This is a genomic window from Beijerinckia sp. L45, from assembly GCF_009765775.1.
Lineage (GTDB): Bacteria > Pseudomonadota > Alphaproteobacteria > Rhizobiales > Beijerinckiaceae > RH-AL1.
The window spans coordinates 39,982-60,573 of record NZ_LMUU01000158.1; the positions used below are offsets into that span (position 1 = coordinate 39,982).

The 20,592-nt window shown below is 63.7% G+C and carries 22 protein-coding genes; 8 read left to right on the forward strand and 14 right to left on the reverse strand.

Going from position 1 to position 20,592, the window contains the following annotated elements; all coding sequences use genetic code 11:
- Nucleotides 1–169: 169 nt before the first annotated feature.
- The 3 genes from GSQ79_RS16545 to GSQ79_RS16555 form a co-directional block, all read right to left on the reverse strand.
- Nucleotides 170–688, reverse strand: coding sequence for a DUF2937 family protein (locus tag GSQ79_RS16545; protein ID WP_158809782.1), 519 nt, complete (start codon nucleotides 686–688; stop codon nucleotides 170–172).
- 83 nt (nucleotides 689–771) lie between these two features.
- Nucleotides 772–1,776 (reverse strand): WD40 repeat domain-containing protein, encoded by a 1,005-nt coding sequence (locus GSQ79_RS16550; RefSeq protein ID WP_158809783.1) that lies wholly within the window; start codon nucleotides 1,774–1,776, stop codon nucleotides 772–774.
- Nucleotides 1,777–1,782: 6 nt separating this feature from the next.
- Nucleotides 1,783–2,895 carry a GTP-binding protein gene (locus tag GSQ79_RS16555; RefSeq protein ID WP_158809784.1) on the reverse strand — a complete coding sequence of 371 codons (1,113 nt, stop codon included), beginning with the start codon at nucleotides 2,893–2,895 and terminating at the stop codon, nucleotides 1,783–1,785.
- A gap of 171 nt (nucleotides 2,896–3,066) precedes the next feature.
- Here GSQ79_RS16555 and GSQ79_RS16560 point away from each other — a divergent pair, with 171 nt between their 5' ends.
- Complete coding sequence (locus tag GSQ79_RS16560) at nucleotides 3,067–3,639, forward strand: SCO family protein (RefSeq protein WP_158809785.1); 573 nt, start codon at nucleotides 3,067–3,069, stop codon at nucleotides 3,637–3,639.
- A gap of 22 nt (nucleotides 3,640–3,661) precedes the next feature.
- On the opposite strand, the gene GSQ79_RS16565 is transcribed toward GSQ79_RS16560, so the two are convergent.
- The 3 genes from GSQ79_RS16565 to GSQ79_RS16575 are packed head-to-tail and all read right to left on the reverse strand — an operon-like array spanning nucleotide 3,662 to nucleotide 5,971.
- Entirely contained in the window at nucleotides 3,662–4,555 is an 894-nt protein-coding gene (locus GSQ79_RS16565; RefSeq protein ID WP_246725388.1) for a transporter substrate-binding domain-containing protein, read from the reverse strand.
- Nucleotides 4,556–4,562: 7 nt separating this feature from the next.
- The gene (locus tag GSQ79_RS16570) at nucleotides 4,563–5,102 is read right to left on the reverse strand and encodes an adenine phosphoribosyltransferase (RefSeq protein ID WP_158809786.1); all 540 of its coding nucleotides are present in this window, start codon (nucleotides 5,100–5,102) and stop codon (nucleotides 4,563–4,565) included.
- The gene (locus GSQ79_RS16575; RefSeq protein WP_158809787.1) at nucleotides 5,099–5,971 is read right to left on the reverse strand and encodes an S-methyl-5'-thioadenosine phosphorylase; all 873 of its coding nucleotides are present in this window, start codon (nucleotides 5,969–5,971) and stop codon (nucleotides 5,099–5,101) included. The genes GSQ79_RS16570 and GSQ79_RS16575 overlap by 4 nt, the downstream gene beginning before the upstream one ends.
- Before the next feature lie 312 nt (nucleotides 5,972–6,283).
- On the opposite strand from GSQ79_RS16575, the gene GSQ79_RS16580 reads away from it, so the two are divergent.
- Nucleotides 6,284–8,674 (forward strand): ATP-binding protein, encoded by a 2,391-nt coding sequence (locus GSQ79_RS16580; protein ID WP_158809788.1) that lies wholly within the window; start codon nucleotides 6,284–6,286, stop codon nucleotides 8,672–8,674.
- 55 nt (nucleotides 8,675–8,729) lie between these two features.
- Here GSQ79_RS16580 and GSQ79_RS16585 read toward each other — a convergent pair whose 3' ends face one another.
- The 3 genes from GSQ79_RS16585 to GSQ79_RS16595 all read right to left on the reverse strand — a co-directional run bounded on the left by GSQ79_RS16585 (nucleotide 8,730) and on the right by GSQ79_RS16595 (nucleotide 11,466).
- The gene (locus GSQ79_RS16585) at nucleotides 8,730–9,620 is read right to left on the reverse strand and encodes a LysR family transcriptional regulator (protein WP_158809789.1); all 891 of its coding nucleotides are present in this window, start codon (nucleotides 9,618–9,620) and stop codon (nucleotides 8,730–8,732) included.
- Between the two features lie 124 nt (nucleotides 9,621–9,744).
- Nucleotides 9,745–10,743, reverse strand: coding sequence for a thioredoxin-disulfide reductase (gene trxB, locus GSQ79_RS16590; RefSeq protein ID WP_158809790.1), 999 nt, complete (start codon nucleotides 10,741–10,743; stop codon nucleotides 9,745–9,747).
- Between the two features lie 177 nt (nucleotides 10,744–10,920).
- A complete protein-coding gene (locus tag GSQ79_RS16595; RefSeq protein WP_158809791.1) occupies nucleotides 10,921–11,466 on the reverse strand; it encodes a DUF992 domain-containing protein in 546 nt (181 codons plus the stop codon).
- A 136-nt stretch (nucleotides 11,467–11,602) separates the two neighbouring features.
- Here GSQ79_RS16595 and GSQ79_RS16600 point away from each other — a divergent pair, with 136 nt between their 5' ends.
- Nucleotides 11,603–11,983 (forward strand): GtrA family protein, encoded by a 381-nt coding sequence (locus tag GSQ79_RS16600; RefSeq protein WP_158809792.1) that lies wholly within the window; start codon nucleotides 11,603–11,605, stop codon nucleotides 11,981–11,983.
- On the opposite strand, the gene GSQ79_RS16605 is transcribed toward GSQ79_RS16600, so the two are convergent.
- Complete coding sequence (locus GSQ79_RS16605) at nucleotides 11,980–12,378, reverse strand: helix-turn-helix domain-containing protein (RefSeq protein WP_158809793.1); 399 nt, start codon at nucleotides 12,376–12,378, stop codon at nucleotides 11,980–11,982. The genes GSQ79_RS16600 and GSQ79_RS16605 overlap by 4 nt on opposite strands.
- 95 nt (nucleotides 12,379–12,473) lie before the next feature.
- Here GSQ79_RS16605 and GSQ79_RS16610 point away from each other — a divergent pair, with 95 nt between their 5' ends.
- Nucleotides 12,474–13,538, forward strand: coding sequence for an SDR family oxidoreductase (locus tag GSQ79_RS16610; protein ID WP_158809794.1), 1,065 nt, complete (start codon nucleotides 12,474–12,476; stop codon nucleotides 13,536–13,538).
- A 384-nt stretch (nucleotides 13,539–13,922) separates the two neighbouring features.
- On the opposite strand, the gene hemF is transcribed toward GSQ79_RS16610, so the two are convergent.
- Genes hemF through GSQ79_RS16630 form a run of 4 tightly spaced genes read right to left on the reverse strand, consistent with a single transcriptional unit; the run spans nucleotide 13,923 to nucleotide 16,086 of the window.
- Complete coding sequence (hemF, locus tag GSQ79_RS16615) at nucleotides 13,923–14,849, reverse strand: oxygen-dependent coproporphyrinogen oxidase (protein WP_158809795.1); 927 nt, start codon at nucleotides 14,847–14,849, stop codon at nucleotides 13,923–13,925.
- On the reverse strand, nucleotides 14,846–15,373 hold the full coding sequence (locus tag GSQ79_RS16620; protein ID WP_158809796.1) for a tRNA (cytidine(34)-2'-O)-methyltransferase: 528 nt from the start codon (nucleotides 15,371–15,373) through the stop codon (nucleotides 14,846–14,848). The genes hemF and GSQ79_RS16620 overlap by 4 nt, the downstream gene beginning before the upstream one ends.
- On the reverse strand, nucleotides 15,370–15,666 hold the full coding sequence (locus GSQ79_RS16625) for a DNA-binding transcriptional regulator (RefSeq protein WP_246725389.1): 297 nt from the start codon (nucleotides 15,664–15,666) through the stop codon (nucleotides 15,370–15,372). The genes GSQ79_RS16620 and GSQ79_RS16625 overlap by 4 nt, the downstream gene beginning before the upstream one ends.
- Nucleotides 15,667–15,711: 45 nt before the next feature.
- Nucleotides 15,712–16,086 carry a type II toxin-antitoxin system RelE/ParE family toxin gene (locus GSQ79_RS16630; protein ID WP_158809798.1) on the reverse strand — a complete coding sequence of 125 codons (375 nt, stop codon included), beginning with the start codon at nucleotides 16,084–16,086 and terminating at the stop codon, nucleotides 15,712–15,714.
- Between the two features lie 155 nt (nucleotides 16,087–16,241).
- Here GSQ79_RS16630 and GSQ79_RS16635 point away from each other — a divergent pair, with 155 nt between their 5' ends.
- From GSQ79_RS16635 to GSQ79_RS16650, 4 genes are all read left to right on the forward strand, one after another.
- Nucleotides 16,242–17,192 (forward strand): hydroxyacid dehydrogenase, encoded by a 951-nt coding sequence (locus tag GSQ79_RS16635; protein WP_174243232.1) that lies wholly within the window; start codon nucleotides 16,242–16,244, stop codon nucleotides 17,190–17,192.
- A gap of 233 nt (nucleotides 17,193–17,425) precedes the next feature.
- Nucleotides 17,426–17,944, forward strand: coding sequence for a ubiquinol-cytochrome c reductase iron-sulfur subunit (petA, locus tag GSQ79_RS16640; RefSeq protein WP_158809800.1), 519 nt, complete (start codon nucleotides 17,426–17,428; stop codon nucleotides 17,942–17,944).
- A gap of 56 nt (nucleotides 17,945–18,000) precedes the next feature.
- The gene (locus GSQ79_RS16645) at nucleotides 18,001–19,281 is read left to right on the forward strand and encodes a cytochrome b/b6 (RefSeq protein ID WP_158809801.1); all 1,281 of its coding nucleotides are present in this window, start codon (nucleotides 18,001–18,003) and stop codon (nucleotides 19,279–19,281) included.
- 2 nt (nucleotides 19,282–19,283) lie between these two features.
- The gene (locus GSQ79_RS16650; RefSeq protein WP_158809802.1) at nucleotides 19,284–20,270 is read left to right on the forward strand and encodes a cytochrome c1; all 987 of its coding nucleotides are present in this window, start codon (nucleotides 19,284–19,286) and stop codon (nucleotides 20,268–20,270) included.
- Nucleotides 20,271–20,592 lie beyond the last annotated feature (322 nt).

Below are 20,592 nucleotides of genomic sequence, written 5' to 3' on the forward strand. Positions count from 1 at the left end.
CATTTGGATCGAAGGCCGCCCTTCGATCATTTGGTTCGTGCTGTGGCAGGTTGGTATCGCTCGACGAAGGTTTGAGAGAGCGAAGGATGTCGCCGGCATTTTACCGATCGTCTTTAGCAAAGAGCAAAAACCGGTGCCGCTGTGAGCGGGCTGCCGGTGAATTGAAGACCTAGACCGCGCGATGTGAAATGGCGCGCGGGCGCTTTCCTTGCTTTCTGCGGAATGGTCGGCCAGCGAGGTGGATCAGACCGCCGCCGAAAACGAAGCCGATGACGCCGAGCACGATCGCTTCGATAGAAACGGGCAAGGCAGGCTCGAAGCTTTGCAGCGCACGGCTTGCGACCATCTCGTCGTAGTGCGTCGCGAGCGTTGCGAGGCGACCGACGGGACCGTCGGATTGCATCTGCTTCTGCGTTTCGCTCAGCCGTTGGAGTCGCGCAATCAACTCCTGCATCTGGGTGCCGCGCTGCTGCACGAACGAGTCGCTGTTGGCGTGCAACCGATCGAGGCCGCCCTGTTCGGTCAGGCCCTGCTGCTGGCTGTCGCTATCGAAGCGCGCAACGATGGCCGAGAGTTCGTCAATGGCGCCGCCGAGACGCTGGCGATACTGCTCGGCGTATTCAGGCAACTGGGTCATTGCCATGCCGACTATCAAAGCAAAAAATAAAGCAATGCGGCGAAAGACCATTGGTAATGCCCCCGTGGACAAACGAGCAGCACCTGCGCTTCGTTCCGCCGCGCGTTCCGACTCCTTACAAAAGACGTGCCCTTTTAAGGCAATGTCAGCAGACCGGCTTCGCCAGCTTCCGTGCCGAAGAGGAGGCGCGTGCCATCGTTACTCCAGACAAGAGCCGTGATCGGCGACCGATCGCCGTCGGGCCGACGCACCAGCATCTCGCTGCCGTCGTTCAACCGCACCAGCAGGATCCAGCCGTCCTCGAAACCGATGGCGAGGAGCAGCGCCTTAGAATTGCACGCCACGCGCGCAACCTTTGCCTTGCGGGCCGCGAGTTCGCGCGGCTGTTTATTCATCGGCCCGTCTTTGTCTTTGAACGGCCAGATCACGCAGGAATCGGCGCCGGACGTGGCGAGCCAGAATCCGTCCGCCGACCAGGACATGGAGCGCACCTTGGCGGGGTAGCCGCTCATCCGCATGTGCGCCTTGTCGGCAATACGCCAGCCGTGCAACGCGTTTTCCTGCATCGACGTCACGAGAAAGCGCCCGTCCGGCGACACGGTCACGTCGAGATGCGAACCCTTCCATTCAAAAGCTTCGGGCGGTGATTCCGTGTTGGGGAACCACAGCGCAGCGCCGCCGTAGTACGCCATAGCGACGCGGTAGCCCTTCGGCGTGAAAACAAGCCCCCGCGCCGTCGTCGGCGCGCTCACCCGTTTCGTTGCGCCTTTGGCATCACGACAAAACACGTCCTTGCCGCAGGCCCACGCTATCGCGCCGTCGTCGCGCGCGGTCAGCGCGTCGATCCACCTGCCTTTGGTCGCGGAAATCTCTTCGCAGGCGCCGGTCGCATCGGTGCGCACGACGCGCCCGTCGTCGCCGCCCGTGACGACGGCTTTGCCGGCCTGTGCCGTCACGAGGATCGCGCCGTCGGGATGTGCCGCGACGCGCGTCTGCGCGCCGTGCTCGCCGAGCAGGATCTCGCCGCCATCGAGCACGATAGCCGGCGTCTTGCCAAGAAATGCGACCGCCGATACGGGCGCGCCGGCTTCGAGCATCACGACATGGTCGCGAAGCGATTGTGTCTTTTCATCGACCATTTGCAGTTATGCCGCACAGGCCAGAAAGCCCTGCCGGATCTCGTCTTCCTTGAGGTGACGACCGATGAAGACCATGCGGCTGATCCGCGCCTCGTCGGGCTTCCATTCGCGCTGCAGATCGCCGTCGAGAATCATGTGGACGCCCTGATAGACGAAGCGCCGCGGCTCGTTCTTGAACGCGAGAATACCCTTGGAGCGCAGGATGGCGGCGCCTTCGCGCTGAATGTAATCCTGGATCCACGGCAGGAATTTTTCCGGATCGACATCGCCGTCGATGCGCACTGAGAGCGACTGCATGTCTTCGTCGTGGTAATGCTTGGCGCCGCCGTGACCGTGGGCTTTGTGCCCATGACTGTCGTGTTCATGACCGTCGTTGCCATGCTTGTGATCGTCATGCTTGTGACCGTGGTCATGATGATCATGCCCATGATGGTCGTGCCCGTGGTCGTGGTGATCTTCGACCTCGAGGAACGTCGGCTCGATATCGAGGATACGGTCGAGATCGAAGGCGTTGCGGCCGAGCACCGCGTCGAGCGGCACGGCGCAGCGCTCCGTCTTGTGCAGCGTGGCATAGGGATTGATGCCGCGGATGCGCGCCTCGACCTCGCGCAGCTCTTCCGCGCTGACGAGATCTGTCTTGTTGAGAATGATGACGTCGGCGAAGGCGATCTGGTTCTTGGCTTCCGGCGCATCGCGCAGGCGGTCGCTCAGCCATTTCGCGTCGGCGATGGTGACGACGGCATCGAGGCGCGACTTCGCCTGCACGTCCTGGTCGACGAAGAAGGTCTGCGCCACGGGCGCCGGATCGGCGAGACCGGTCGTCTCGATGATGATCGCGTCGAACTTGCCCTTGCGCTTCATCAGACCTTCGATGATGCGGATGAGATCGCCGCGCACGGTGCAGCAGATGCAGCCGTTGTTCATCTCGAAGACTTCCTCGTCGGCGCCGACGACGAGATCGTTGTCGATGCCGATCTCGCCGAACTCGTTGACGATGACGGCGTACTTCTGGCCGTGCTGCTCGGTGAGAATGCGGTTGAGGAGCGTCGTCTTGCCGGCGCCGAGATAGCCGGTCAGCACCGTGACGGGGATTTTTTCGTTACCAGCCGTTCCGCTCATCACATGTCTCCGGGCGACGCCCCGGACGAAGCCGGAGCCGAAAGGAGGCATCGATATAGGGATATATTATAGCAGCGGGAAGGCTTTTCGCGCAGGACGCGGCGCCCGCCTCCCGATGCCGCCGCAATTTGGGACTAGCCGGGCGTCGATGAAGCTGATGAAACGAGCGCCATGAAACGCCTCCTGCCCCTTCTCGCTTTCGTCGTCGGCTTCCTCGCCCTCGGCTTCGCCGTGGTCACCATCGTGCTCCCGCACAATCGCGCGACGACCGTATCGATCGGCGGCCCTTTCGCACTGACGGCGCCGGACGGGCGCACCGTGACGGACAAGGACGTGGCCGGACGTCCTTACCTCGTGTTCTTCGGTTACACGCATTGTCCGGACGTCTGCCCGGCGTCGCTGGCCGAAATCTCCGCCGTGTTCAAGGAACTGGGCGACGACACCAAGGCCACCGCCCTGTTCATCTCCGTCGATCCCGAGCGCGACACGCCGGCCGCGATGAAGGAATACATGTCGAGCTTCGATCCGCGGATCATCGGCCTCTCCGGCACGCCCGAGGCGACCGCCGCCGTGGAAAAGGAATTCAAGGCCTATTCGAAGAAGGTGCCCGACAAGGACGGCACCTACACGATGGACCACGTCGCCCTGACCTACCTGATGGACAAGAACGGCCAGTTCGCCGGCGCCTTCAATCTCGACCAGCCGGCGAAAGACGCCGCCGCGGAGTTGAAGCGGTATTTCTGACGTCTGGGCTGAGTGCCGAAGGTCAGTAGAAGCCGATCGGGAAATATTTCAGGTAGAGGTCCGTGTAGGTCCCGTCCTTGGCGAGCTTGTCCAACTCGTAATCGAGCGCCTCGCGGAGCGGGATATTGCCCTTGGCCACGGCGACCGACACGCCGTTGCCGAAGAAAAAACTCTCCGTGAACGGACCGCCGCGGAAGGTGCAGCATCCGTTGGCATCCGTGCCGTTGAGCCAGAGGCTCAGCGCGATGCCGTCGCCGAAAATGGCGTCGATCTTTCCCTCGCGGAGGGCGGCTCGTAGCGCCGCCTGATCGGGAAAGGTTTTGAGCGCCGCCTTTGCAAAGAACGTCTGGAGATAGGCGAGATGCGCCGTGCCGGCCTGCACGCCGACCGTATGGCCGGCGAGCGCTTCCGGCGTGACATCCGACAGAGGCGCCTTCGTGGCGGTCACGAAGCGCGCCGGTGTCGTGTAATACGGCGCCGTGAAGGTCAAGTCGGCGCGCGATGCCGCGGTATTGGCCAGCGCCGCGATCAGCGCATCGCCCTGGCCGGTCTTGACGGCACCGACCAGCGTGTCGAACCGGCGGGCCTGGATGGTGCAGGCAATCTTCAGGTCGTCGCAAATGGCGCGGGCGAGATCGATGTCGAAGCCCGCCAGCGACCCGTCCGGCAGGGCGAAGTGGAACGGCGGAAAATCATCGGTCGTCAGGAAGCGGATGGTCTTGATCGCGCCGAGTTCGGGCTTGGGCAGGTAGTGCGCCGGATCGAAGAGGCTCGGAATGAACGTCTTCGGCGGGGCATCGGCCGCGAACGCCGGGACGGCGAGGAGCGACACGCCGCACAGAAGCAGGCGGAGCGACCGCAGCCCTGTGCGGGGGAAGGTCGAAGCCGGCGTCCTCAAAGCTCGTCGCTGGCTCACGAAACCCTCAGTGTCCGGCGAATTCCATCAGGGTACGCACCGGCGTGCCGAGATCGCGGATTTTTTTGGCGCCGCCGAGATCCGGCAGATCGATGACGAAGCAGGCGGCGATCACATCGGCGCCGAGCTGCTGCAGCAGCTTCACCGCGCCTTCGGCGGTGCCGCCGGTTGCGATGAGATCGTCGACCAGGATCACCTTCTCGCCGGGCTTGACGGCGTCTTCGTGGATTTCCATCTCGTCGAGGCCGTATTCCAGGGAATAGGCGATCGTTACCTTGGTGTGCGGCAGCTTGCCCTTCTTGCGGATCGGGATGAACCCGGCCGACAGCTGGTGGGCGATCGCGCCGCCGAGGATGAAGCCGCGGGCCTCCATCCCGGCGACCTTGTCGATCTTGGTCCCGGCCCAGGGCTGCACCATCTCGTCGACCGCGCGGCGGAACGCGCGGGCATCGCCGAGCAGGGTGGTGATGTCGCGAAACAGGATCCCCGGCTTGGGATAATCCGGGATCGTCCGGATGCTCTGGGCGAGGTCGTAAGGCGCGTTCATCGGTTGATCCGTCCCATGATTGTATTGAGTTTCTGCATCAGCGCGGGATCGCGCGCCTCGGGCGCGGTGATCATCGCATTGGTCAAAGCGGTGTCCGAGCCGTCGGGGCAGGGCTCGTGATCGGCGGGAAAGTCGCGGAGCAGGCGGGCGACGAGCCGCGCGGCGTTGCCGGCATTCGCTTGGACGACCTTGATCACCGCGGCCACGTCGACGTGCTGGTGATCGGGGTGCCAGCAGTCGAAATCGGTGACCATCGCGACGGTGGCGTAAGACAGCTCGGCTTCCCGCGCGAGCTTGGCTTCCGGCATCGCTGTCATGCCGATGACGTCATAGCCTGCGGCCTTGTAGCCGAGCGATTCCGCCAGCGAAGAGAACTGCGGGCCTTCCATGCAGACATAGGTGCCGCCGCTCTTGTAGCGGATGCCTTCCGCCTCGGCGGCCTTGGCGAGGCGCGCGGCGAGCAGTGGCGCCACCGGATGGGCCATCGAGACATGCGCGACGCAGCCGTTGCCGAAGAACGAAGCGTCGCGGCCGACCGTGCGGTCGACGAACTGGTCGATGATGACGAAGAGGCCGGGATCGAGTTCCTGCTTGAACGAGCCGCAGGCCGAAACGGAGACGAGGTCGGTCACGCCGACCTGTTTCAAGGCGTCGATATTGGCCCGGTAGTTGATGCCCGATGGCGAGAGCCGGTGCCCGCGGCCATGGCGCGGCAGAAACACGGCTTCGGTCCCGCCGATGCGGCCGAAGCGCAGGGAATCCGACGGCTCGCCCCACGGCGTGGAGACATGCTCCTCCCGCTCGTCCTCGAGCCCAGGCAAATGGTAAACGCCGGAGCCGCCGATGATCCCGACGATGGCTTTTGTCATGGGTCGTTCCTGAAGTGGCCTCGATCGTCACGAGGCGGAGGTCTACGGGCAGGGCTCTGTGGACGATTTTGCGACGCAAGGCAAAGCCTGGGCAAACACAACAGCGTTTTCCTGACGAGCCGATGTGACGAAGGGGCGGCTCAGCGGGGAATTTAAGAACGCTGGACGCAGGCGACTTTGGTCGCCGCCGGCAATGGCATTTATGGCTAATGGATTGTGCGCAATTCCAAGGTAGAAAATGTCGCTACTTGATTCGCTGATCTGATTCGTCACCCGCAACGCCGGTCCGATCCGTCTCGAAAGACCGCGCCCGTGACCCTATTTTCGGCTTTCGTGTTTCTCGCTCTCGGGAGTCTGGTCCTCACCCTGCTTCTGGTGCTGCTCCGGCGCCGGATCCTGGCGTCGCGCTTCAACGCCGGTCTCTCCGCCGCGGCGATGCTGATGGCGATCGCCGGTCTTCTGTTGCTTCATCTCGAGCAGACGGCCTTCGAACAGCGCACCTTGATCGGGCGGTCCCTGGAGACGACGCTGAGCGCGTTGCGTGTCATGTCCATGGTCATCGACGCCGAAGCCGGCCAGCGCGGATTCGTCCTTACCGCCAATCCACGATATCGCGCGCCGTTCACCAAGGCCGACGGCGAGATCGAGCGAGAGCTCGAACGCCTTCGAATTAAGGTCGCCGACGATCCGATCCGCGTCGCGCTGGTGGCTCGTTTCACCGACAAGATCAAAGCCAAGTTCGCGGAAATGCGATCGACCTTGCGGGAGGCGGATGCCGGACGCCACGAGGCGAGCCTGGCGATCATCCACACCGATGCGGGACTGGCGCTCACCAACGACATCAAGTCGATCTACGAAGAGATCAGCCGGCACGAAGACGCCGTCACCGAGCCGCTTCGCAACCAACGCGAGGCGAACAAGCGCCTCCTCGGATTCGGGATCCAGGGTCTTCTGCTCGTCGCTCTCGCGACGATCCTCGCGTCGGCGCTTTTTTCGTCACGAAGCGAGGCGGCCAGGCAACGCGCGCAAAAGCGCCTGGCCGCCGCCCTCGAGGCAGCGGGGCTCGCGCAGCGACAGGCCGAAGCGGCGAATGACGCGAAATCGGAATTCCTGGCGGCCATGAGCCACGAGATCCGGACCCCGCTGAACAGCGTCATCGGCTTTACCGGTCTGATGCTCGACGACCGCAATTTGGTCGGCCACCTGCGGCATCAGGCCGAACTGATCCAGTCGTCGGGCGCGGCCCTGCTGACGGTCATCAACGACATCCTGGATTTCGCCAAGATCGAGGCCGGCGCGATCGAGATCGAGAGCGCGGCCTTTGCGCCGCGCGCCCTGATCTTCAACGCCTTGTCCATCGTCCGGGGCATTGCCGAGGCCAAGCAGCTCGATCTCGCCTGCTCGATCGATCCACGGCTATGTTCCGCGGTGGTCAGCGATCAAGCCCGTATCCAGCAGATCCTGCTGAACCTTTTGAACAACGCGATCAAGTTCACGCCGACCGGTTCGGTGGCCCTGGTGGTCGAAGTCGAAAGCTTCGAACATGGTCTGCAACGGGTCCGTTTCTCGGTGTCGGACACGGGCGTCGGCATCGCCGTGGATAAGCAGAGCCGATTGTTTCAACGTTTCAGCCAGGCCGATACCTCGATCAATCGAGAGTTCGGCGGGAGCGGCCTCGGGCTGGCGATCTGCAAGCGGCTCGTCGAGCTCTTGGGCGGGACGATCGGGGTCACCAGCGCAGCCGGGGCCGGGGCGACGTTCTGGTTCGTCCTGCCGCTACGGGAAGGCGCACTCGACCGCCCCAAGGGGCGTAAACCTGTCGGGACGTCGCACGTTCAGGGCCGCATCCTGCTCGTCGAGGATATTGCGATCAATCAGCTGCTCGCCAAATCCATGCTCGAAGCCGAAGGCCATCACGTCGATGTGGTGCCAAGCGGCGAGGCTGCCGTCGCAGCGGTGCAGGTCAGGCCCTACGACATCGTGCTGATGGATGTGCAAATGCCAGGCATGGGAGGCATCGCCGCGACCAGGGCGATCCGGGCGCTCGCCGGCCCCGTCGCGCATGTCCCGATCATCGCATTGAGCGCCAATGTCCTCGCCGGCCAGGTCAGGGACTTCAAGAACGCCGGCATGGATGACCATATCGGAAAACCGATCGATCGGACGGTTCTTCAGACCAAGTTGCACACCTGGCTGACGGTGGCGGATCGTTCGCAACAAGATGGTCTCGACGAGACCGTGGACCAGGCGGCACGGATGCTGTTTGAGAAACGCGTGACGTCCTACGAGCCGGGCGCCCCCGTCCGAGCGGCAAACCAGCAAAAGCCCGACGCGGCGACGGAAGCGGGACGCTTCGATGCCGACACCTATGCCAACATCGTCGCGCTGCTCGGTCCCGCGAAAACACACGAGACGCTTCGTCGCCTTCAGCTGGAACTCGAGGCCCGGTTCAGGGAAGGCCAATCCCGCCTCGCGATCGCCAAGACGCAGGACGACGCCCATGCCCTCGTCGGCGCCGCGGGCCTTGTCGGCTTTTCCGGGCTTGCGGCGCGCTGCAGCGACATCCTGAGGCTGCCGCACGAAGACACGGCGACCTTTGCCACTTTGTCAAAGGCGATCCTCGTCGAGAAGGATTGGGCGAGCGGCAAGATCGCTTTTCTCATCACCGCCATGGAGACCGGCAAGAGGACCGCTTCGGCCTGATCGGCGTCGTCGATCGCAATCCAGCTGCCCAGGACGAATCGTCAGAGAAAAGGCGCTACTGGCGCCACTTCTTCGCGGCGTCGACGAGAAAATCGCGAAACACCTGGACGCGCGCGACGTTCTTCATTTCTTCCGCATAGACGAAGAAGACTTCGAGCTCCGGCGTCACCGTCTGCGGCATGAGCTGCATCAGGTTGCTCTCGGGTCCCACGAGGTAGTCGGGCAAGGTGGCGATGCCCAGGCCGCACGACACCGCGCTATGCAGCGCCGGAATATTGTTGACCGAAAACGACGGGACGCGGGCATTCTTGACGCCGCGGCCGAGATAGAGATGCGCGTTCAGGTGATCGAGGTAGTTCGCGCCGACCACGCCGAGGCTCAGGAGGCGATGCTTCGACAGGTCGTCGAGGGTCTGCGGCTGCCCATGTTCCTTAACGTACTCCGGCGAGGCGTAGAGGTGATAGTAGATGGTGAACAGCCGGCGGCGGATGAGATCGGGCTGCTCGGGCTCGCGCAGGCGGAGCGCCACGTCGGCTTCACGCATGCCCAAGTCGAGGTCGTCGTCGGTCAGCAGCATCCGGACCCGGACGTCGGGATAGAGATCGAGGAATTCGCGGAGCCGCGGTATCAGCCAGCCCTGCCCGAAACCGAGGTTGGTGGTGATGCGAAGCTCGCCGTGCGGCCGCTCCCGACTGTCGGTGAGACGCGACCGGGTGGCTTCGAGTTTGCCGATCACCTCCTGGACCGTCCGGAACAGCAGCTCGCCTTGCTCGGTCAGCATCAAGCCCCGGGCATGGCGGTGGAACAGCGGCGTCTGCAGATCTTTTTCCAGAGCGCTGACCTGCCGGCTCACCGCCGACTGGCTGAGCTTCAGCGCGTCGCCGGCATGGGTGAACGACCCCGCTTCAGCGGCCGCGTGAAAGATGCGCAGCTTGTCCCAGTCCACGATGTGCTCCCAGCCTTCGATTCCGTCCTTCGGACACAACAGACTACTGCAAAAAACGCAATGCTAATAAGGTCCTATTGGATGGTCGGTTTGACCTCACACCTATCGGCATAGGCCCGGATGCCTATTCCGAGGTGGCCATCGTATTGATTTTCAGGGCCAACCAGCGATCGGCTTCGAGCGCAGCCATGCAGCCCATGCCGGCCGCGGTGACGGCCTGACGCCAGATGTCGTCCGTTACGTCACCCGCGGCGAAGACGCCGGGAATGTTGGTCTGGGTCGAATTCGCAGCGGTGTGGATGTAGCCGTTCTCCTTCAACGTCACCTGTCCGTGGAACAGCTCTGTCGCCGGATGATGGCCGATGGCGACGAAGACGCCGTGCGTGGCGAGATCCCGGATCGTGCCGGTACGGGTGTCCTTCAGCCGGACATGGGTCACGCCGAGGGGCTCCTGCGTGCCGCAGATCTCCTCGACCGCATGATTCCAGATGACTTCGACGTTCGGCATGGCGAACAGACGGTCCTGGAGGATCCGCTCGGCCTTGAAGCAGTCGCGGCGATGGACCAGCGTGACCCGGCTGGCGAGCTGGCTCAGGTACAGCGCCTCTTCCACCGCCGAATTGCCGCCGCCCACCACGACGACCTCTTTGCCGCGATAGAAGAACCCGTCGCAGGTGGCGCAGGCGGAGACGCCGTAGCCTTTGAAGGTTTCTTCCGAGGGAATGCCGAGCCATTTCGCCTTGGCGCCGGTCGCGATCACCAGCGTGTCGCAGGTATAGACACGCTCGCTGTCGCCGGTAAGGACGAAGGGATGGCGGCCAAGGTCGACGTCGACGATATGGTCCGAGACCATGACGGTGCCGACGTGCTCGGCCTGCAGGCGCATCTGCTCCATCAGCCAGGGGCCTTGGATCGGATTGGCGAAGCCCGGATAGTTTTCGACGTCGGTGGTGATCATCAGCTGGCCGCCGGGCTCGAAGCCGGCGATGAGCATCGGCTTCAGCATCGCACGGGCGGCGTAGACCGCCGCCGTGTAGCCGGCCGGACCCGAGCCGATGATGATCATCGGCGCATGGGTTGTCGACGTTGCCGATGCCGTTTCGACGGGACGATTCTCGACCATGATGGGCCCTATGCTTGAATCCGAGGCTGACACCCCGTGCAATGCCCTGTCGCGGGCCATGCGGAAATCAAATAGGCGCGGGCGAGGCAATGGGGAAGAGCATGCAAAAACGGAGACGCGGCCGCTGGCCTGCGTCTCCGTCGAGCAAAACGCCGGTTCTGAAACCGGCGTCAGGTCTTAGCCGTGATAGTGATGATGATGGCGACGATGATGACGGATCGGCTGTTCGACGCCGGCGGCGACGAGCTGCAGGTTGCCGATACCGGCGTTGAGGCCGAGGCCGGTCGACGTCGAAACGGCGATCGGCTGCAGCTGGATCTGGTTGCCGTTGCCGCCGACGAGGGCGTCGACGCCGAGGCCGTTGCCGAGGGTCAGGCCGACACCCGGACCAGCGTAGTTGCCGGCGAGGGAGAAGGGAGCGAGCGCGTCAGCAGCGGAGACGACGTTGTAGGTCAGTACGCCGGCGTTGGTCGCGCTGATGTCGAGACCGACGCGGGTGAACGAACCGGTGTAGAATTCGACCGGCGCGTGGACCGACGGCTTGAAGGTGCAGGAAACGGCCTTCTGCGACGCGACGATGGCGCCGACGCCGCCGGCGACGTTGCAGGTCAGGACGCCAGCCTGGATCGCGGCGCTCGCGGGGGTCGCAGCGAAGGTACCGACGACGGCGGTTCCGGCGAGAAGGGCGGCAACGCGGCCGTAGGCAAGCAGGTTGGACTTCATGTGATGTTCTCCTAAAAGACTCGATGCAATTCGCGACAAAGGCTCGTTCCAGCCCGTCCGAAACGGATTGCTGGCATTTCGGTGTCAAACCTTTGACGATTTCGCAAGCACTCTTTCGCATGCTAAAGCGGCAGCCGTGATCAGACAGCTCTCATCTTTCATCGGTGTCGGGGTCATTGCGTCTCTGATTCACTATGCGTTGCTGGTCGCGCTCGTAGAGGTGGGAGGCCTGGCGCCCGTCCCCTCCGCCCTCTGTGGATTCACGGCCGGCGGCATCGTTTCCTACGGCTTGAACAGGCGTCACACCTTCGTGAGTGATCGTCCGCACGACCAGGCGGCCTGGCGTTTCGCCCTCGTCGCCAGCGTCGCCTTCGTCCTCACTTATTTTTTCATGCGCGTGCTGAACGAGACCGGACATATGCCTTATTTGGCGGCACAGGTCATCACCACGGGCGTCGTGATGATATGGACGTTTGGCGCCAACAAGCTCTGGACCTTTCCGACGGCTAAGCTTTAGTCGGGGTCGATCGCGCGCTGCCGCCGACGCGACTGCGGCCGCTGGCCGAGCTGATCGAGCGCCGCGGCGTTGGTCCGGCCCCAGGCGTAGAGCATCTCGATCGGTTCGATGAAGATGCGGCCCAGCGGCGTCAGCGAATATTCCACCTTGGGCGGCACCACATCGTAGACACGGCGTGTGACCAGCCCGTCGCGCTCCATCTCACGAAGCGACTGTGTGAGCATCTTCTTGCTGATGCCGGGCAGGCTGCGCTGCAACTCGCCGGTGCGGCAGGTTCCGCCGTGGAGGGCATGGAGCGCGTGCAACACCATGCTCGTCCACTTGACGCTGAACAGCTCGAGGACGCGGCGCGGCGCGCAATTCTCGGTGTGAATGGTCTCGACGGCGTCCGTCATCGCTGGGCACCTTTTGGTGGCTATGTCCCTGAACGGTGCCTTCTAGCCCAGACGTCTCGCCGCGCCTACCTGTGTCTCGAACAGGAGATCGAGACATGACGAAAACGGCGCTCATCGTCGGAGCAAGCGGCATCGTGGGCAACAATCTGGCCCGCCACCTCGTCGATCAGGGCTGGCAGGTCCACGGCCTGGCCCGGCGGCCAACGACCGATCTCACCGGCGTGACCCCCGTGGCGGCCGATCTTCGCGATCCCGCCGCCTTGAAGGCGGCCCTTGCCGGTCTGAAGCCGACCCATGTCTTTCTGACCAACTGGCTGCGGCAGGCGACGGAAGCGGAAAACATCAAGGTCAACGGCGCGATGGTGCGCAACCTGCTCGATGCGGTGTCAGGGGCGGGTTCGGTCGAGCATGTGGCGCTTGTGACCGGCCTCAAGCACTACCTCGGACCCTTCGAGGCCTATGGCAAAGGCGTGTTGCCGGCGACGCCGTTCCGCGAAGAGCAGCCGCGGCTGCCCGTCGAAAATTTCTACTATGCGCAGGAGGACGAGGTGTTCGCCGCGGCGAAACGTGACGGCTTCGGCTGGAGCGTGCATCGCCCGCACACGATCATCGGCTATGCCCTCGGCAACGCCATGAACATGGGCGTGACGCTGGCCGTCTATGCCACGCTCTGCAAGGAGACCGGTCGACCCTTCATCTTTCCGGGATCGGCGATGCAGTGGAACGGTCTCACCGACATGACCGATGCGCGCGTTCTCGCGCGACAGCTCGAATGGGCGTCGATCACCCCCGCGGCGCGCGATCAGGCGTTCAACATCGTCAACGGCGACGTGTTTCGCTGGAGCTGGATGTGGGCGCGCCTGGCGGCCTGGTTCGGGCTGGAACCCGCGCCGTTCCCGTCCGAGGTCACGCCTCTCGAGGGGCAGCTTGCCGATGCCGGGCCGATCTGGACCGAACTCGCGCGCAAGCACGGCCTCGCCGAGACCGATCTCGGCAAGCTTGCCTCGGCCTGGCACACCGATGCCGATCTCGGCCGGCCGATCGAGGTCGTGACGGACATGAGCAAGAGCCGCAAGCTCGGGTTCCTGGATTACCAGGCGACGGACGAGAGCTTCTATGACCTGTTCGCAAAGCTTCGGGTGGCGCGCGTCATTCCGTAGGCGGAGGATCGGACCTGCCGGAGACGCGCCAACGTCCGTTTGCGAAGACGATGCTTGGTGGCGCGTCTTGATCGAGTACGGCGGGGCGCGCATCGTGCCTCGATGCGACGGGATGGCGTCACAGCCGGCGGGCCGTGACGCAGAGTGACGCGAAAATGGTGTTGATGCGCTCGCGGTTATGTGGCGGCCGGGACACACCAAGAAGGAGGCAAACGCGCCACTTCTCTTTTGAAGGCGTGCGATGGCTTACCGCTCGAATGAGGCCAGTTTCTAGAGCATTTTCCACAAAAGGTGCAGACTTTTGTGATCGAGAAAATGCTCTAACTTTTTGAGAAGAGAGCGATTTCTTATCGCTTTGGTGATTCCACCAAAGCGGAAAGCGCTTTAAGGCCACCGCACCTCAGGCGGCAGCGACGACAGGATCGAGTCGACATTGCCGCCGGTCTTGAGGCCAAAGATCGTGCCGCGATCGTAGATCAGGTTGAACTCGACGTAGCGCCCGCGCCGCACGAGCTGCTCCTCGCGATCCGCCGGTGTCCACGCCGTCGCAACATTGCGGCGGACGAGATCCGCGTAGATCGTGTTGAAAGCCTTGCCGACCGCCTGGGTGAACGCGAGCAGGGGTGGAAACCCGTGGCCGGAGGACTCCGGCTCGAGATAGTCGTAAAAAATACCGCCGACGCCGCGCGGCTCGTTGCGGTGTTTGAGGAAGAAATATTCTTCGCACCAGGCCTTGTAACGGGTGTAGTCGGCCACCGCAGGATGGGCGCCGCAGGCGGCCTTCATCGCCGCGTGGAACAGCAGGGTGTCGGGATCATCCTGGGTCCGCCGCCGGTCGAGCACGGGCGTGAGATCGGCGCCGCCGCCGAACCACGTCTTGCTGGTGGAGACGAACCGGGTGTTCATGTGGACGGCCGGGACGTTGGGGTTCCAGGGGTGGGCGATCACCGAGATGCCCGAGGCCCAGAAACGCGGGTCCGCCGCGGCGCCGGGGATCTGCTTGGCGAATTCGGGGGCGAAGGTCCCGTAAACCGTCGAACTGTGCACACCGGCCTTCTCGAAGACCCGGCCCTTGAGCATGCCCATGCGGCCGCCGCCGCCATCCTCGCCGTCATGGTTCGCGCGCTTCCAGGGCTTGACGCTGGCCTTGCCCGGCGCGAGATCGTCCCGCGTGAAAGGGCCGGTCGCCTCGGCCTCGAGGGCCTCGAAGCTCGCCAGAATATTCGTCTGCAGTGTCTCGAACCAGGCGCGCGCCTGGGCCTTGTGGTCTGCGAGCTGGTCCTTGTCCTCGACGACGTCGGATGCGGTCATGCCGTTGCTCCGTTCCCTGTTGCATCCGCCAGAGCGATCTGGCGCAGCGCTTCACCCGTGACCATCGCAGCCGCGACCGCGACGTTGAGCGAGCGCAGCGGCGGCTGGATCGGGATCAGCACACGATGGTCCGCCGCGGCATGCACCGCATCCGGCACACCGGCCGACTCGCGCCCGACCAGCAGAATGTCGCCGGGACGAAAGGCGAATTGCGTATAGGCGACGGCGGCCTTTGTGGAAAGCAGGACGAGCCGCCGGCATGTGGTGGAATCAACGATCTGCGCGGCGCGCCACGCCTCGAACGCGGCGAAGGACACGTGGCGGGCGATCGCCAGAGCGTCGAGATAGTCCATGCCGGCCCGGCGAAAATGCCGATCGCTGACGGGAAACCCTGCGGGCTCGATGATTGCCGCGTCGACGCCGAGACAGGCGCACATCCGCAGCATCGTGCCGCAGTTCTGCGGGATGTCGGGCTGGTAGAGGGCGAGGGTGAGCGGGCGTTGCTGCGACTGCGGTTCGCTCACTGGAGGGCGCCGATGCCCGATCGGCGGATAATGTTGAGGAGCACGAGGGCCGGACCGCTCGGCCGTTTGGTCCCGCGCTCGAGCTGCGAGACATAACCGACCGTCAAGTTGAGGTAGCGGGCGAACACCGCCTGACTCATGTTGGCGGTCTCCCGCAAGCTGCGGATATCCTCGCCGGACAGCGGTGCGACCAGCGGCTCGGCCGTCGTCGCCGATTGGCGCAACGTTATCTTAGCGAAGGCCTCGTCGTCCATGACTCCACTGGCGTGCATATCCTTTGCGGTCTCGATCAATTCGGATCTCAGCCGCGACGAATGTGTCGCTTTGTCATTCATGACTCACCCCGCATGACTTACCTCGATCAAAAGTCCGTCCGATACAGCCCGCGCGATCTGCTTTGCATCCGCTGACAGCCAGGATCCGGCGATATCGCGCGCGAGCGCCAAGTCTTCGGTGTCGATGTTGTCGCGTTCGCTCTTCGCAAAGCCGAAAAGAAATATGGTCCGGTCTCCGGCGCGAAAAGCGAGCAGCATACGATAGCCGCCACGACGTCCCTGGCCCGTCCGCGCAACGCGTTGCTTGATAAGACCGCCGCCAAGGTCGGCGTCGATCAAGCCTTTGCCTGCGCGATTGGCGGCTTCGATCAGGCTCGTATCCGCCAATCCTTCCCGACGCACGAAGCGAGCGAACGCCTTGGTTTTGAAAACGCGCAAGATGTCACCATCGTTCTGTGAACTATAGCACAGCTTGTCTATTCCTGCGAAACGACGTCCCGCTCCGTGGATTGCCGGTGGCGTTAGACCCCTATATCAGCGCGACTGCTGTCCGGGTTTCATCCGCCTGATCGGCGCATTTCATGGAGCGTACGTTGGCCGACATCGTCATTTCCGAATTCATCGACGAAACGGCGCTCGTTGCGTTCGAAGGCCGATATTCGGTTCTCTACGATCCCACGCTGGTCGACGCGCCGGATCGGCTTCGCGTGGCGGTCCGTGATTGCAGGGGGATGATCGTGCGTAACGTTCTTCAGGTGCGCGGGGCGCTTCTCGATGCCGCCCGCGCCCTCCAGGTGATCGGACGTCATGGCGTCGGCCTCGACAACATCGACCTTGAGGCGTGCAAGGCCCGCGGCATTACCGTCTGCCCCGCAACGGGCGCCAACGATGTTTCGGTCGCGGAATATGTGATCGCCACGACGATGCTGCTGTCGCGTCGGGCCTTCGGCGGCACCGCCGCACTGATCGCGGGAACCTGGCCGCGCCAGGCGCTGATCGGCGGCGAGGTGGCCGGCAAGTGCCTGGGCCTCGTCGGCTTCGGCAACATCGGTCGGGAAACCGCACGACGGGCCCAGGCGCTCGGCATGCACGTCATCGCCGCCGATCCGCATGTGCCGATCGGCGATCCCGTCTGGACCGCGACCGGTGTCCGGCCGCTGTCGTTGTCCAGCGTCCTCGCCAGGGCGGACGTCGTCAGCCTTCACGTCCCGCTGATGGACGGAACGGCCAATCTCATCGACGCCGAAGCGCTCGGCCTGATGAAATCCGGCGCGATCCTCATCAACACCGCCCGCGGCGGCATCGTCGACGAAGCGGCTCTGATCGCCGCCCTGCGCTCCGGGGCCTTGGGGGGCGCCGCACTCGACGTCTTTGCCGACGAACCGCTGACCGCCGACACGGGCGCACCGTTCAAGGACGTCCCGAACCTCGTCCTGACGCCGCACATCGCCGGCCTCACCGAAGAATCCAACAAACGTGTCGCGGCAGTCACCGTCGCCAACGTCATTCGGATTCTCGACGCGAAAACAGTATTCGCCGGGTAAGGCCATTCGACCAATGGCGGATACGACGAAATTGTTTAGAAGAAGGTTCGACAAGCGTCAGCTTGGCATGAGGGGATGCTGCATTGCGGTATGCGGCGGCAGAAGATCGTGGGCGCTTCCTCTTTCGAAAAGCGGGAGTGACCCGGGGTCGCATTGCCGTGGCATGAGTGTTGCCGTTATCTCAAGATGTCCGGGACGGACGCGTAAGCAAGCCTTTGCATAAAGGACCTGCCGTGGCTGAGATAATACTCGACGATCCAAACCGCCGGGATTTCCTCTATATAGCGACGGGCGCCGTCGGGGCGGTCCTTGTCGGAGGCGCGGTCTGGCCGCTGATCAACCAGATGGAGCCCGACGCCTCGACGCTGGCCCAGGCGACCACGGAGGTCGACATCGGCGGCATCGCCGAAGGCCAGATCGTCACCATCAAATGGCAGGGCAAGCCGGTCTTCGTGCGCCACCGCACGGCAAAGGAGATCGCCGACGCCCGCGCTGCACCGATGAGCGCGCTCAAGGACCCTGCAACAGACGAGTCACGTGCGCAAAAGCCGGAATGGCTGATCGTCGTTGGCATCTGCACCCATCTCGGCTGCGTGCCGCTCGGACATCAGGGGCCGTTCGAGGGCTGGTTCTGCCCGTGCCACGGCTCCGTCTATGACACCGCGGGTCGCATCCGGCAGGGGCCGGCGCCCAAAAACCTCGTGCTGCCGCCCTACAAGTACGTCTCGGATACCAAAGTCCAGATCGGTTGAGATACCCGCGGGTTTGCCCGCTCTCGGGCGCCCTGCCTTTTGAAAGACCTTGATCCATGAGCGGACCGTCGACCTACGTCCCCAAGAGTGCAGCCGCCAGATGGCTGGAAACCCGGCTTCCGATCCTCGGCCTGGTGCATTCCTCGTTCATCGCGTTTCCGAACCCGCGCAACCTGAACTATTTTTGGACTTTTGGCGGCATCCTCGCCTTCATGCTGGTGGCGCAGATTGCGACCGGCGTGACGCTCGCCATGCACTACACCCCGGAATCGACGCTGGCCTTCTCCTCGGTCGAGCACATCATGCGCGATGTGAATTACGGCTGGCTGCTGCGTTACGTCCACGCCAACGGCGCGTCGATGTTCTTCATTGCCGTCTACATCCATATTTTCCGCGGCATCTATTACGGCTCCTACAAGGCTCCCCGCGAAGTGCTGTGGCTGCTCGGTATCGTCATTTACCTCCTGATGATGGCAACCGGCTTCATGGGCTACGTCCTGCCCTGGGGCCAGATGAGCGGGTGGGGCGCCACCGTCATCACCAGCCTGTTCTCGGCCATCCCGTTCGTCGGCAACGCAGTGACGCAATGGCTATGGGGCGGTTTCGCCGTCGACAACGCGACGCTCAACCGCTTCTTCTCGCTGCATTACCTGCTGCCGTTCATGATCGCCGGCGTGGTCGTGCTGCACATCTGGGCGCTGCATGTTCCCGGTTCCAACAATCCCGCCGGCATCGAGCCGAAGAGCAGTAAGGACACACTGCCCTTCCACCCCTATTTCACCGTGAAGGACGGGTTTTCCCTCGTCTGCTTCCTGGTGTTCTACGCCTGGTTCGTGTTCTTCATCCCGAACTATCTCAACCACGCCGACAACTACATCGAGTTCAATCCGCTGGTGACGCCGGCGCATATCGTGCCCGAATGGTATTATTTGCCGTTCTACGCGATCCTGCGTTCGATCCCCGACAAGCTCGGCGGCGTCATCGCGATGTTTTCGGCGATCGTTCTGCTGGCTTTTCTTCCCTGGCTCGACACGTCGCGGATCAAGTCGGCGAACTACCGGCCGCTTTATCGCATCGCGTTCTGGTTCTTCGTGCTGGACGCAATTCTGCTCGGCTTCATCGGGTCGCAGCCGCCGGAAGGCGGCTATGTCATCGCGGGTCAGCTGCTGACCGCCTACTATTTCATCCATCTCCTGGTGATCGTGCCGCTGCTCGGGCTGTTCGAGACGCCGCGGCCTTTGCCGGCCTCGATCGCCGACGCCGTGCTCGGCCATGGCCATGGCTCGGCTGCCGCCATGTCGGCGCGAGCGACCTCCGCGCCGAACACGAGAGGTTGAGAATGCGCAAGCTGACGCTGACACGACCCGCGCTGCTTTCGACCTGCGCGAGCGCACTCCTTGGCCTTGCCTTGCTCCAGAGCCAGGCTTTCGCCCAGGCGCCGGCCGCAGGTCAGACGCCAGGCAAGGAAGCGCCGGCGGCCGAAAGCCCCGCCGCACCCAAGGCGGAGACCAACGCCGAGGGGCATACGCCGCAGGGCGCCAATGGCGCCCCCGCGACCCAGAAAGCCGAGGAAGACACCACGCCGCCGCCGGTGGCCTGGAGTTTTACCGGTCTCTTCGGCCATTTCGACACCGCGCAGCTGCAGCGCGGCTTCAAGATCTACAAGGAGGTCTGCTCGAATTGCCACGCGATGAAATACGTGGCGTTCCGCAATCTCGCCGACCCCGGCGGCCCGGAATTCAGCGAGTCCCAGGTCAAGGCGCTGGCGGCGAGCTATCAGATCCACGACGGACCTAATGACACTGGCGAGATGTTCGACCGGCCGGGACGGCCTTCGGATTATTTCCCATGGGCCTTTCCCAACGCCGCGGCGGCGCGTGCGGCGCTGGGCGGCCTTCCGCCCGACATGTCGGTGCTCGCCAAGGCGCGCTCATGGGAACGTGGCTTCCCACAATTCATCTTCGATGCCTTCACCCAGTCGGAGGAAGCGGAGGGGCCGACCTACATCCACGCGATCCTCAACGGCTACACGCACCCGGACGATCCGAACTGGAACCTCTATATGCCGGGCCACAAGATCGCGATGGCCAAGCCGCTGTCGGATGGGCAGGTCGAGTACACCGACGGGTCACCCCAGACGGTGGCGCAATATTCCCAGGACGTCGCGGCTTTCCTGATGTGGGTGGCGGAGCCGAAGCTGGAGGAGCGCAAGGCGACGGGCTTCCGGGTGGTGATCATCCTGGCGGTTTTCGCGGGTCTGCTGTTCTTCATCAAAAGACGGATCTGGGCCCGCGTCGGCGGCGACGTGGTGGTGGGCGCGCCCTGAAGCTAAGCGGTTGCGCGGTCGCGGGACCGCCGTGGCTCTATGCGGCGCCGTTTCCGATGGGCCGCCGGGCGAAACTGGATGAATTCGAGGCGTTTCGCTGCCTCGAAACGATTCATTTGACCCTGCGGAAGCAGGGATTCGCCGAAAAACCCGCCACCTGGGCTCGGCCCGCGGCTTGGCCGGTCTTGGTTCCGTGTGTGGCGATCCGTCATTATCGGAGCATTATCAATCGTTTCCGAGATCGTGTGACGGATTTAAAAATGTCGTGTTGACAGTCCCGGGTGGCTCCCCCTATACAACGGACATCGGCGGCGCCGGTGCC